Annotated in this window: 13 protein-coding genes and 2 pseudogenes; 4 read left to right on the top strand and 11 right to left on the bottom strand. The window is 36.7% G+C overall.

The window, feature by feature from the left end:
• Positions 1–117 precede the first annotated feature (117 nt).
• Both GPK88_RS19035 and GPK88_RS17680 read left to right on the top strand, forming a co-directional pair.
• Complete coding sequence (locus tag GPK88_RS19035; RefSeq protein ID WP_252197809.1) at positions 118–510, top strand: S24 family peptidase; 393 nt, start codon at positions 118–120, stop codon at positions 508–510.
• A gap of 9 nt (positions 511–519) precedes the next feature.
• Positions 520–861: pseudogene (locus GPK88_RS17680) on the top strand (hypothetical protein); the annotation flags it as partial.
• 177 nt (positions 862–1,038) lie between these two features.
• Here the strand turns inward: GPK88_RS17680 and GPK88_RS17675 are convergent.
• The 9 genes and pseudogenes from GPK88_RS17675 to GPK88_RS17635 form a co-directional block, all read right to left on the bottom strand.
• Positions 1,039–1,611, bottom strand: a complete 573-nt coding sequence (locus tag GPK88_RS17675; protein ID WP_055057096.1) for a CDP-alcohol phosphatidyltransferase family protein — start codon at positions 1,609–1,611, stop codon at positions 1,039–1,041.
• The gene (locus tag GPK88_RS17670) at positions 1,601–2,665 is read right to left on the bottom strand and encodes an FUSC family protein (RefSeq protein ID WP_215708091.1); all 1,065 of its coding nucleotides are present in this window, start codon (positions 2,663–2,665) and stop codon (positions 1,601–1,603) included. Before GPK88_RS17670 ends, GPK88_RS17675 begins: the two co-directional genes overlap by 11 nt.
• Positions 2,666–2,698: 33 nt before the next feature.
• Positions 2,699–3,742, bottom strand: coding sequence for a HAMP domain-containing sensor histidine kinase (locus GPK88_RS17665; protein WP_005347239.1), 1,044 nt, complete (start codon positions 3,740–3,742; stop codon positions 2,699–2,701).
• Positions 3,742–4,452: a response regulator transcription factor gene (locus tag GPK88_RS17660; RefSeq protein WP_119240215.1), complete on the bottom strand. Its 711-nt coding sequence runs from the start codon at positions 4,450–4,452 to the stop codon at positions 3,742–3,744. The genes GPK88_RS17665 and GPK88_RS17660 overlap by 1 nt, the downstream gene beginning before the upstream one ends.
• Positions 4,431–5,864, bottom strand: coding sequence for a phospholipase D family protein (locus tag GPK88_RS17655; RefSeq protein WP_215708090.1), 1,434 nt, complete (start codon positions 5,862–5,864; stop codon positions 4,431–4,433). Before GPK88_RS17655 ends, GPK88_RS17660 begins: the two co-directional genes overlap by 22 nt.
• 198 nt (positions 5,865–6,062) lie before the next feature.
• Positions 6,063–7,622 carry a cardiolipin synthase gene (gene cls / locus GPK88_RS17650; protein ID WP_118071557.1) on the bottom strand — a complete coding sequence of 520 codons (1,560 nt, stop codon included), beginning with the start codon at positions 7,620–7,622 and terminating at the stop codon, positions 6,063–6,065.
• A 35-nt stretch (positions 7,623–7,657) separates the two neighbouring features.
• On the bottom strand, positions 7,658–8,338 hold the full coding sequence (locus GPK88_RS17645; RefSeq protein WP_005347231.1) for a GTP pyrophosphokinase: 681 nt from the start codon (positions 8,336–8,338) through the stop codon (positions 7,658–7,660).
• A 38-nt stretch (positions 8,339–8,376) separates the two neighbouring features.
• Positions 8,377–9,354, bottom strand: coding sequence for a choloylglycine hydrolase (bsh, locus tag GPK88_RS17640; protein ID WP_005347230.1), 978 nt, complete (start codon positions 9,352–9,354; stop codon positions 8,377–8,379).
• A 135-nt stretch (positions 9,355–9,489) separates the two neighbouring features.
• Positions 9,490–9,714: pseudogene (locus GPK88_RS17635) on the bottom strand (hypothetical protein); the annotation flags it as partial.
• A gap of 6 nt (positions 9,715–9,720) precedes the next feature.
• Here GPK88_RS17635 and GPK88_RS19030 point away from each other — a divergent pair.
• Entirely contained in the window at positions 9,721–9,882 is a 162-nt protein-coding gene (locus GPK88_RS19030; RefSeq protein ID WP_330626724.1) for a S24 family peptidase, read from the top strand.
• Between the two features lie 56 nt (positions 9,883–9,938).
• Here GPK88_RS19030 and GPK88_RS17630 read toward each other — a convergent pair whose 3' ends face one another.
• Together GPK88_RS17630 and GPK88_RS17625 are read right to left on the bottom strand one after the other, a co-directional pair.
• The gene (locus GPK88_RS17630) at positions 9,939–10,373 is read right to left on the bottom strand and encodes a helix-turn-helix transcriptional regulator (RefSeq protein WP_215708089.1); all 435 of its coding nucleotides are present in this window, start codon (positions 10,371–10,373) and stop codon (positions 9,939–9,941) included.
• Between the two features lie 351 nt (positions 10,374–10,724).
• Positions 10,725–12,695, bottom strand: coding sequence for an ATP-binding protein (locus tag GPK88_RS17625; RefSeq protein ID WP_215708088.1), 1,971 nt, complete (start codon positions 12,693–12,695; stop codon positions 10,725–10,727).
• 365 nt (positions 12,696–13,060) lie between these two features.
• Between GPK88_RS17625 and GPK88_RS17620 the strand changes: the two genes are divergently transcribed.
• Entirely contained in the window at positions 13,061–13,447 is a 387-nt protein-coding gene (locus tag GPK88_RS17620) for a MobC family plasmid mobilization relaxosome protein (RefSeq protein ID WP_215708087.1), read from the top strand.
• Positions 13,448–13,529 lie beyond the last annotated feature (82 nt).

The following is a 13,529-nucleotide window of genomic DNA, read 5'->3' as shown; positions in this document are numbered from 1 at the left end:
TTCATTTGCATCTTTAAGCAGATTCTTAACTTTTTCTCTTGAATCCTCCGGTACTTTCATGTACTCCCACATAAATGCTATCACATCGGACGGTGTGTCTTTTTTTAGTGGTGGTAACTGAATATAATCATTGTTTTTGCTCATTTTCATATCCTCCTCAGTCTCTATGATCTCCCGGTTTCAGCTGGAACAGGACAATTCCTTGATTCCGACCGTTTTTCCGAAATTGAAGTTGGTGATGAAGTATCTTCCAGTGCTGACTTCGGTGTCCGGGTATGTGGTGACAGCATGGAGCCTCTCTATCTGGATGGACAGATCATCTGGATTCATAAACAAGAAACACTTGAAAAAGGAGAAATCGGTGTCTTCTTCCTTGATGGTGATGCTTATGTAAAGAAATATCATCAATCCGATTCCGGTATTCAGCTTATTTCTCTAAATAAAAAATATGCCCCTATCCAAGTCACTTCCGGATCCACCTTAAAAACTTTTGGAAAAGTAGTTGGCTAATTTTAAAAGGCTGATGCATTACAGTGTGACGTTTCTTATCTCATGAGTGAGGATGAAGCTTTTATCACAGAAGCATCCGAACAGTTTGGTAATCGCGGTGCCAAACAGGCTCAACAGATCCTGGAACAGGCTGCAGCTATGTTTGCTGGTGGATCACTGACTGACGAAGATAAAATAGCTTTTGAGGAAATCGAAGATATGGTTCAGAACGAGGACCTTGATTATTTCGGACTCTGCAGTTCATTGAATGCGACTCCGGAACTAATGAGCTTTAAATTATACAGCCTGACAAAACGAGGCCAGGCTTATCATATGCCGATGGAGATTCAGAGCAATTTCCTAGCGAAATAAAGTAAATAAAGATCCTGTTCTATATATCATAGTATGAACAGGATCTTTTTATAATGATTTATTTTCTATCTAAAATTTTATTAAACCGACTAAAGACTCCATAGTTTGTGTGTTTGACTTACTGTTTATATCTATCTTCTCCTAAATATTTTTCTAGTCATTGCAATATAAAATTGCTTATACAGTCTCTTCCTTAAGAGTCCTGGTATTCTGGATAATATACAGAGCGACCGATATGACCATCATTATAGCGCACAAACCAATCAACAGATCTGATACCATCGGTGTAATGTGGAACCATATAATATGCACCGCTGCAGTTCCATATAATAAAAAGGTTACTATCTTTCCATGCCAGTCTGCACCATGTACTTTTCCTGTCTTTCGTATCACAAGACATCCACTGACTACCATATACAGCTCCTTACCTGCCATTATTACGATTAAAAGAAGCACATGCGGAAAACGAGTAAACAGACAGATTAACATCGCTGCCTGTGTCAGCTTATCAGCCACCGGATCAAGTATTTTTCCTAAATTACTAATCCTATGGAATCTTCTTGCGATATATCCATCAGCAAGATCCGTAAGACCAGACAGCAATAAGATTTCACCAGCTAACAGAGGATTTTTCTTTACACAATAACTCCATATAATTACCGGAATCAGACAAAGCCGAAAAAAAGAAAGAAGATTAGGAACCGTAATAATTCTATTCAAATTTTCTTCCTGATTCACTTCACTCTGCATGTACGGTCATCTCACTTTCCTTTTTTTTAGACATAAACCAATAAAATATAACACAAAATGCTAAAGCAAACACAACACCAAAAACATTTTGAATCACTCTAAGACTAACCGCTCCTTGTAGTCCATAAGTCTCTGCAGCAATGGCTAAAGCACCAAATGTGTTAAATACTGCCTGCCAGCCATATTGTGCTGAAAATCCTACACCGATTCCACCAAGAATTCCTATATATGCATAGATTGACGAAGGAAGCAGAAAATATAATACTGTAAAACATATAACACCTGCAATATTTCCGACAATCCTTTTACGGACTCTGTAGCGCATATCTTCCATAAACGGCAAAATCGCGGACATGGCCGCAATACCAGCCCACATTGCACGTGGCATATTACAAAGTTCTGCAATGCAAAGGACAATCGGTACGCATAAAATCTGACATATCTGCCATTTTGTTCTGGAAGAAGTGATATCAAATTCTTGTATCAGATCTTTCAGATTTCTTTTATAAGTTCTGTTTTTATGATTTCGATAAAATACGAAGCAGGTAAGTGCTGCACCTAAAGCCATCCCGACTAATCGCATCTGATAGCTTTTTCCCGTAACATCATAACCATATAGCAGCAGATACCCAAGAACCAATGTAGATTGATTAAACATGAATGGATTATGGCATCCGAACAGAATCAACACAGCCAGTGCCGCAATATTTAACAGCATTCCCAATACCGGTGAAAACTGATTTGCTAAATGCGGACATACAGTCATAATTACAAAGAACAAAGCCAAAAGCATCGTAGATTGTCCGGTGTGGATCCCCAGATCCGCATTTCTAAACACCATGAGACATAATAAGACTACTACACCTACAATGCTGTTCTCATTTCCAAATAGGATGCTGAAAATACTAACAAAGAAAAAACAAAATGCCATTGTAACAGCTATCTTCACCAGATATACCCACATATGATATAATTTTTCTTTTAGTGTTTCACTCTTTTTCAACAGGTTTTTAGAACCTGCCTGATTTAACTGCAACTCCTGATAAAATGTCATATAAATCCTCCCATCTTCTAATTTATTTTAAAACTATATAATCTCATCTTTCTGCTTTGGCAGCTCTATAACAAATCTGCATCCACCATATTCACGGTTTTCTGCTTTGATTGTTCCTCCGGCACTATCTACAATCCGTTTTACAAGTGCAAGACCTAGGCCATTTCCTTCTGCTTTATGAGATCCATCTACCTGATAGAACTTGTCAAATATTCTGGATTTTACATCATCCTCTATTCCTGGTCCTTCATCTTCCAGAATGAACTTAACAGAATCCTGTTCTTGTTTCAGAAACATCGTAATTGTCCCCTTTGAAGGGCTGAACTTAATCGCATTATCCAAAAGATTTATCCAGATATGCATAAAAAGTCCTTCATTCCCAGTATATTTAACTTCCTCCAATTCTACCTGAAAACCAATTTCTTTTTCTGTCCATTTTGTTTCCAATGAAAGAAATGCCTGGCGAATCTGTTCATCCAGACGATATTCTGTTTTTTTCATTGGTATATTCTGATTCTCTAACTTGGATAACAGCAAAATATTACCAACCAATCCGGAAAGTCTTTGGGTGTTAAATAAGATTTTTTCTACATATTCCTCTTGATCCGGAGATAGTTCTTCTCCCTGAAGCAGCATTGTATATCCTTCAATGGCATTAATCGGGGTCTTAAACTCATGAGAAACATTAGATACAAAATCCATCTGCAGCACCTCTGTTGCACGAAGTTCTTTTGTCATAACGTTAAAACTTTGATAAGATTCTCCAACTTCTGCTATACGGCTGTTCGTTTCCAAATGCTGTTCAAAATCTCCCTGAGAAACTTCCTTCATTGCTTTACTAAGTCTGGTAATTGGTTCCAGTAACTTTGCATTAATAAAGGAAGTGATCAGCCCTGCAATCAATGTATTGAAAATCAAAAGCCAGCCAAGCACAGGTATGCTGCCCGGCAGATTAAAAAAATGATTCAAAAAAGCAAATAATAAAGCAGATATGACTGTTGAAAATACAAGTGCCAGCCAGATTGCACCAGTCAGACAGGATCGGATCCGCAATCCTTTTTCTTTCTTTTGTTCCATTATTTTTTCACCACCTTGTATCCAATTCCACGCATTGTTACGATTTCAAAATCAGGGTTATCTTTAAAACGCTCTCTGATTCTTCCTATATGTACCTCTATCGTATGTGGGTCTGCCTCCGTCTCGTATCCCCATACTTCATCCATCAACTGTTGTTTTGTAAATGTTCTGCCTGGCGAAGCTGCAAGCTTATATAAAAGCAGGAATTCTTTTTTAGGCAAAACAAAACTTTCCTTATCAGTTGTAACCGTCATTGCATCATAATCAAACTCTGTTGAACCGATCACAATTTTGTGTTCATTCAGTATCTGTGCACGGCGAAGCAGTGCTCCGACTCTTAAAACCATTTCATTCACATTTACCGGTTTTACCATATAATCGTCACTTCCCGAAAGAAATCCCTGGCGCATATCATCAAAGGAACCTTTCGCAGTGATCATAAGCACTGGTATCTGATATCCTGCTGAACGGAGTTCTGACACCAGTTCATAGCCATCCATAACCGGCATCATAATATCAGAAATGATCAGATCAATATATTCCTTATCCAATACTTCTAATGCCTGTGCTCCATCCGATGCACTTTTGACTTGATATCCATTCTTCTCAAGCACTTTTTGGAATAGCTGGCTTAATTCTTTATCATCTTCTACAATCAATATTTGAAACACGTTTTCCTTCCTCCTTATTAAAACAGATACCTTGCCCATCCAAGCAGATGCTGTACCAAAAATATTTTTCTCTGACGTTTCTTTGTTAATTCGATTGGCTCTACATGATATGGATCATTATAAGTTCCGCCTTCTAATATCTGGCGGGACACTTTTTCATATTCCATCATGCCCTCTTCTAACTGTTTATTAATATCTTTACTGCGAATTACAAGCATCAGTTCCGTATCCAGATATGCACTTCTCATGTCCATATTAAAGGAACCGATTACAGACAGATCATCGTCAATCAGAATACTTTTTCCGTGGTATGAATAACCGCCTTCATATTCCCAGATATTAATTCCTGTACTTAAAATTCTATTTCTGTTTTTCGCATAATCGGCAGCCCCAAATGGATTCCCATTATTCGCAACTGAATTTGTCATGATAGAAAAATCTGAAACGTTCTCTGCAATCTCCTTCCATGTATTATACATCATATCATTACAGATAATATATGGCGTGTGGATCTTCACACGATTTTTTGCATTTTTCATCAATTCTCCCAACTGATACCACACTACTGGTTCTTTGGAACCTGTGTGAATAGGATTTGACACTAATGTAATTTTTTCTGTCTCAAAAGTTTCGTCCGTATAATTGGTCTCGCAGATTCTTTCCTTATTCTCTTCAAAATATTTCTGATAGCTGTTCTGCAGCTCTAAAACTGCGTTCTTTACAGATTTTCTATTTGCCAGTTTTTTATTGTTATGAAAATAACCACTGTCTTCCTGATTCCATATGGTTTCAAAATACTCTGACAACTGGTTAACTGATTTTTCTTTCTCAGGTTCATCGCAAACCACTAACACGTCTCTGTCATAGTTCTTATGTCCCGGAAAATCACCCAAGAAATAATTGTATGTATTTCTTCCCCCAAGAATATATCTCTTTCCATCTGCAATCAAATATTTATCATGCATTCTACCCATCATTTTCCACGGTTTCAACGGATTGGCCTTATTATACAGTTTAATTTCAACATTCTCATGGGAAGATAATCCATAGAAATACGGATTTCCTTCCATATCAATCCAGCTCTCCATTCCATCTACTAACAGACGAATATGTACACCTCTGTCTGCCGCATCATGCAGTGCTCCTAAAATCAATTTTCCACTTTCATCGGATTGAAATGCAAAAGTAGAAAGAATAATTTCCTTTTTTGCATTCTTGATCAAACGCACTCTTTGTAAAAGCGCTTCTGGATTCTTTTCTATGATTACTGCCCGTTCTGTATTTTCACTGCATTCGTTCCATGACCCATTTTTTGTTTCTTTTTTGGTTGTATTGGACACTTCCGGCTGCTTTTTATATGCAACGCAGATTCCGAGCAATTCATAAAAAGCCACACATAAAAAAATTGCCAGTATAACAAGAAGGATTTTACATATTTTATGCTTTTTCATTGTACATCACCTGATTCCTTTTTATTTCATACTTATACAATACAAAGTCAATCTCAATTTAACCTCAACAAGGTTTGTTTTTTTCATCCATGCAAAATCTTCTTTGTACAACAGACTGTTAGATATAGCAAAAACGGCCTTTCAAAAACAGTTAACTTCTAAATCAACTGTTTTTTGAAAGGTCGTTTCATCAGATTCTTATAGTAATCCAGCAAATAATCTCATAAATAATTGTCCCAGTCGCAAATATGCACTTCGTCCGGTTTGATATTGGTCTGTCACATCACGACATTCTCCCATCGTTCTTATCAGATCATTTTTTATTTCCACAACTGCCTGACAATCTGCCATAAAACAGCCGTTTTCAAAATGGTGATATAAACTTCGATAATCCAGATTAATTGTTCCACAAGTTGCCATACAGTCATCTGCCACACTCATTTTTGCATGACAGAAACCAGGAGTCCACTCATAAACACGAACACCATGTTTAACTAATCCATGATAAAAAGAACGAGTTATATTATAAATGAATTTTTTATCAGGGATACCAGGTGTGATAATTCTTACGTCTACCCCTCGCTTAGCAGCCAGACATAACGCATGCGTCATTTCATCTGTTATGATTAGATATGGAGTCATAAACCAACAATATTTTTCAGCTTTATTTATCATACTGATATAAACTTCTTCTCCTACTTGCTCATTATCCATAGGGCTGTCTGCATAAGGTTGAATAAACCCAGTTTGCTGTGCCGCATAATCATAGTGGAAAAGGTATTTACTAAGATCAGAATCATTAGCATCCTTATCACTTACTGCATTCCACATTTCCAAAAATGTCACCGTAAGCGACTGAACAGCATCTCCTTCTAAACGAATACCTGTATCTTTCCACTGTCCATACGGGTGTGTGTAATTAAAATATTCGTTTGCTAGATTATATCCACCTGTAAATCCGACTTTTCCATCAATAACTGTTATTTTTCTATGATCACGATTGTTCAAAAACAGATTTAAACCTGGCATAAACGGATTGAATACACGGCAATGAATTCCTATTGCCTCCATCTTTTTCACAAAATCTGTGTTAATAAAGCCTATAGAACCCATATCATCGTAGAATACTCTAACTTCCACACCTGCTTTTACTCGCTCTTCCAGAACATCTTGAATCTTATGCCATGCTTCAGCGTCTTCTATCGCATGATATTCCATAAAGATAAACTTCTGTGCTTTCTCCAAATCCTTAAGCTGTGCCTCTAATCCTTTCACTGCTTCATCAAAATACACAATATCCGTATTCTGATAGATTGGATACTGCGAATTTCTTTGTATGTAACTTGCTATATTTCCTGCTTTCGGAATTGTTTCTTTTATTTTGCTCAAACACTCCTGACTGTCCGGAAGCATTGGTAACAATTTGCTATCAATTTCTGCATATCGCTCACGCATTTTATGTGTGCCACCATTCAAACCAATCAACAAATACAGGCCTACACCCATAATTGGGAAAATTAGAATTAAGATGACCCAAGGCATTTTCATAGAGGATGTCTTATTTGATGCGTACAATCCCAAAACCAAGATCCCACTCAAAATCCTTGTAAATAAATTTATGATTTCTGCATATTCATTCAAGCGTGTTACGATAGTAATAATAAAAATCACTTCCAGAAGAATGCAGATTATGGAAAAACACAGCCGTTTTACCCCATTTTTTGTTTTTGCTTTGCCCTCTAAAGTATCTTGTTTCATATATATTCCACCTTCCTACTTGCTCAGTTTTCTCCCTAAATTTCATGGAACATACCAATTTTGTCTTTTATTCTCTGCATTTCATTATCTGCTTCAATGATAGCTCTTGCAGAATGAAGTAATTCTTCACTTATCTCATCATAGCCAGGCATTTCTTCAATTCCTTTTTTATAGCGAAGTTGATGTTCCAATGTTGCCCAGAAATCCATACCATTGGTTCGAATCTGTAATTCTACACGCATAGGTGTTTTACCCTTAGCAAAAAATACTGGTATTTCGACAATCATATGATAGCTTCGATAACCATTCGATTTTGGATTTTTTATATAATCTTTTATTTCAATAACTTTAATATCATCCTGTTGGGTAATCAAATCTGATATCATATAAATATCGTCAATAAACGCACAAACTATTCGAACGCCTGCTACATCATTGAGATATGTCTGTATATTTTCTGTTGTAAATTCATATCCCATCTTCTGCAGTTTATCGTAAATACTATTGGGCTTCTTAATTCTTGTTTTTATAAAAGAAATAGGATTTCGATTGTTCTCAACTGAAAATTCATCATCCAAAACCTCAAGTTTAGTTTGTATCTCCCGAATAGCACAACGATACATCATCATTAAATTATAAAATTTTGTAGCATTATTTAAAAACTGTAGTGATTCCGGACTGTTCATCCTGAGTTTTTTTACTTCATCTTTTGTCATGGAACTTTCCTTTCTACCTCATCCCTGATTTCAAAACATTATTTATTTTGATAGTTGATTCGTTCTCCTTGAATTACTGGATAACAAATCATTTTATCACTATCCAGATTTTCTACATGCATATCTACTGCACTGATCTGATGGTTTTCATAAGTATTGTAATAATAAATACCTTTTGTAACATTACAACACGACGTATACAATGTGATTTCATATTTTCCATCCGCTACTTCGCAACATCCTCGTTGCTGATCCACAGATCCGAGAATGTGGAAGAATTGGCTAACGCTTTCTTCCTCTGATTCACCTGAAATTGCATTTACCTTTGTAAAAGCTACACGTACAAAGCGTGAGGAAGATGAGAGATCTCCCGGAAGACCTAATCCTCCCATACCTCTACTATATGCATCAAGAGCCAAATTTTCGCAGAAAGTATTTCTGGGCTGTTTAGGAGATAAATACATATAATTATTTAGTTGAAACATCTGCTGTGGAAATGGCGGATTATTCGTAAGCACTCCTACTGGATTGTCATAAATATGCAAACCATCTGACATAGATTCTACCGTAATTGACTCATTCTCATCAGAAATGATCCAGTGCAATTGTGCTAATGGTAATTGTTCGCTGAAAGGAGTATTAACAATATTAATTCGTTCAAGAAGCTCGCGAACTTCAACTAAAGAAGAACACTGACTTAAAATCCACGGAATAAATTCAAACTGTGCAATATTTTCCACATCTGGCTTAATCGCAGCATAAACAGCATTTCCGACAAAATTCAGTCCTGCCATTGCCACTCCTTTTTCATTCATAGCATCATAATACAAAGGATAATCCTCTGCAACATGAGCCATTCCAATAATTGCATAATGATTTTTCATATCGCCAACATGGCGAAAATTAAACGCATAATTACGTGGTGTAATTACTATCTGATCACCATAAGAGAATTCATAATCGAGGGTTCGTCCAAAGTAAAAATCTTTTGTTTTATAAGTTGCTGCTGTACACATGATCGTTTATCCTCCTAAATAGATTGAAATATGTCAATGAGTTTTTTTCTTGAACAATATTATAGCACAATTCTTTTATTTTGTTCCAACTTCATACATGATCATAACATGTAAACTTTAAACTATTTTCCTAGATTATTTCTCCATCAGTTTTTCAAACCAGGTATTCATAGCTAGGATGAATTGACCTACGTCTGGCAATTCTTGCAGCATTTCGTTTAGGGTTTTGTGCTTCACATATTTCTGCACATACACCCAACAGGCAACGCTACTGGCTTCTGATACAATGTCAGCTATGGTTTTGCGCATAAGCTCTTCAAATTCAGCAATTTCTTCTTTCAGAACAACATCATATGTGGTGACAGTATGGAGCCTCTCTATCTGGATGGACAGATTGGTGATGCTTATGTAAAGAAATATCATCAATCCGATTCCGGTATTCAGCTTATTTCTCTAAATAAAAAATATGCCCCTATCCAAGTCACTTCCGGATCCACCTTAAAAACTTTTGGAAAAGTAGTTGGCTAATTTTAAAAGGCTGATGCATTAACAGTTTCACTTCTGCTATGCACCAGCCTTCTATTTTATATTTCTTCATATCCCAAAATTTCTTCCACAGGTTTTTCAAAAAATTCTGTGAAATCATGATGGAGCTGATATGTAGGATTTATAAATTTGTTCCTCTCCAGTCTCCTTATATTATCCTTGCAATTTTCCACCATCTCGGCAAGTTCTGCTTGTGTAAATCCAGCTTCCATGAGAAGTTTCTTTAATCTTGTCCTTAGTTCTTTCATTGGCAAAAATTTCCATCTATTTCTGCGCCATATATCCATTTCATAAACATCCTGCAATGCTTCATCTTTGGAAATAAACTGTTTGTCTAAATTTGATGTATCTCCCGGAAGTGTATAATGAACATTCCAATGATCATTTTCTGCCTGCACTGTATATAATCCCTCTTTTCCAAGAAGCAACAAATAATCTGCCTGCTCTTCCAAAAATACTACACCATTAATCATTTTTCTATTATATTGCATTTTTCTACTTTCCAAACCCTTTCTGCTGAATTTACTCTTTATAATAAACGTATCAAAATGAAAAAAATCACAGCAAATTTCAAATTATTTTATTTTTGTACAATATCACTATAACATGGAATGGAAGGAAAAGGACAGCACAAAAAAGGCGAAACTGCACTGCCTTTCCTGGCCAGATACAGTTCCACCTCTTTGCATTCTTTTTTTGTTATTTAATGTATTCTTTTATTAACATCTGATCTTTTAGACAATGCTTAAATACTTTGTTATAAAGGATTCAGATACCGTCATATTTTTCTCACTAACGATGCGATTTTCCTGATGCTCCGACACTTATCTGTCATTTTGTTTCTGCTTCAGTTCCTTTTCCAAACATGTATCGTCTTTAATGTATTTAGCGATTGTATCAGTTACTTCTTCCATGTTAATCGGCTTGGAAATATGATCATTCATGCCTGAATCCAGGGATTCCTGAATATCATCTATAAAAGCATTTGCAGACAAAGCTATAATTGGAATCGTAACTGCATCGGATCGCTCTATACCTAGGGCTCGAATGGCTTTCGTTGCTTGGTGTCCATCCATGTTTGGCATCATGATATCCATCAAAATAAGATCGTATGTGTCTCGTGGATGATTTTTAAACAAATTCACGACTTCTTTTCCATCTGATGCGCGTGTTACGGTCATACCGGCATCTTCCAGCATTATCGTAGCAAGTTCAGCATTTAGATCATTATCCTCTGCCATAAGAACATGAACACCTGTCAAATCTCTATGTAGAGGTTGTTTTTGTTCTGATTGAATAACCTGTTCTTGCAACTCCAGTGGGATCTCCACTGTGAATGTAGAACCTACACCTTTTTTGCTCTCAACAGCAATCGAACCGCCCATCATATCCACATATTTTTGTGTGATGGCCATGCCAAGACCGGTTCCCTTATATTTGGTTCTGGCATTAGCATTATCTTCTTGTGAAAACGGCTTGAATAATTCTTTCTGGAACTCTTCGCTCATGCCAATACCATTATCTTGAACAACATAACGAATTATGATATGTTTCTCATCCGTTCCGGGGTAAGTGCTGATATCCAAAGTAATCTTTCCACCGTCCTTTGTGAATTTCACAGCATTGCCAAGAAGATTCACCAGAACTTCTCGAATACGCGTAACATCCGCAAGGACATATGGGTTCTTTGGTCTTTCTCGATGTACTTCAAACTTAAGATCTCGGTTATAAAGAAGTCCATTCATAATCGCCTGGACATTATCTGTCAATTGAGTAATGTCCACTAGCTCGGGCGAAATAGTAACTTTTCCACTTTCAATGCGACTAAAATCCAGTACGTCATTCAACAAAGAGAGAAGATGATTCGAACTTTTTTGAACTTTCTCCAAGCTATCATGAATATCTGAAACCGTGTTCTGGTGAAGCGCAATGTTTGTAAATCCAATAATGGCATTCATCGGCGTTCTGATGTCATGGCTAATACTAAGCAAAAACGCAGATTTTGCTTTGTTGGCAGACTCTGCTTCCTCAGCGGCGTTCATTAATAATTGTTTTTGTTTTTGCTCTTCTGCCTTGCTTTTCTGGTAAACATAATAGGTATATAGACAAATTAAAAGCAATACAGCTCCTGCGACTATACCGCAGATGATGGAAATATGATTCGTCTTTTCAACCATTCCATAAGCTGATTGCATATCCATTTCAATGCAAAATGCGCCAATGATTTCTCCTGTCCCATCATGATTTGCGCTTACAGGATAGCAAGCCGTAAAAATCGGCCCCCATGTTGTATCAATGATATCCTGAGAGTACACATTCTCCCCAGAAATAGCCCTATCAATATACGGAACCATTTCTTCCTCAATATAATCTCCAGGGTGCCTTACATCATCCGCATCCGGATCCAAACCGTCTACCACGTAAACGAGTTTTCCTTCTTCATTTTTTTTAGCGGTGTAAATATATCGAGTAGAATTCAGTGTTCTGATTTCATTGAAATATGAAGAAATATCCTTATATATTTGCTTCTTTTCATCAGATTGATCTTTGATTTGATCAAAATCTTCTTTGCTGATTCTTCCATCCACAAGTTTGTGTACTGCATCTGCACTCGCTGTATCACGCGCAATTTCTGTATCAAGGGCGGTCTTAGTGTAAGAACTTTGCAGGATAAATGTGTACAGTGCTATTACAAAAATTATCAAAAGCCCCATAAGCACAAGGATACTACCTGTATTCTTCAGTCTAAGGAATTTCTTTTTCTTCAAATTAACTCCTTCTTTTGTTTTCTTCATGTCGTTCACTCATATCCTCTCTTCATTCTCTTCCAAATATTCCGAATATTTCATTATATCACAGCAACATATTGTTCCGCCATCATTTTTTCAAGACATGTGTCTATGACAAATACATTACTAAAAAATGGTACAATGCCAATAGCTGTCATCTCTCTTCTCTATTTTTTAGCTGCTTCAGCAATAATCCGCACATCCAAAATAAACATTTCTTTGATTTTTTGTATTTAATACCTGAGAGCTAAGAATAGCAGGGACAGGCAGTGTATATACACTGCCGGGCATTCGCCTCAAAAGCGGGACCCTCCCCACTTTTGGAATCTTCGCTTCGCTCGATTTTATAAAAACATAAAGGAGATTTTTATATGGCAAACAGAAAAAGAGATGTACAGATACTGCTCTGGGTTACTCCGGAGGAAAAGAAGATGATCCGCAAGAGGATGATGCTATCCAAGACCTCTAATATGAGTGTCTATCTCCGTAAGATGGCGATTGATGGCATGATTGTCAATACAGATACCACTTATTTGAAAGCAATGTATCAGGAAATGCACAAGATTGGTGTGAACATCAACCAGCTTGCCAAAGTTGCAAACACCGTAGGTACTGCCACACCGCAAGATATAGAAGAGCTGAAAGAAATGGTGAAAAAGATATGGCTTGCGCTCAATTCCCAGATCATCAATAATCAGAAGCGGATAAGATACCAGATGGGAAATAAACTCATTTTTATCTGCATAGGGCTTGGTTAATTCGAGAGTATGAAACTTTTTCTGTAAAATAATGTTTAGAAGGTTCTTCTATGATAAAATAAATATCATTAGGAGGGCCTTT

Source organism: Blautia sp. MCC269 (genome assembly GCF_018785655.1).
Lineage (GTDB): Bacteria > Bacillota > Clostridia > Lachnospirales > Lachnospiraceae > Blautia_A.
Note: the sequence above shows the minus strand (reverse complement) of the source record. Positions and strands in the feature narration are given on the sequence as shown.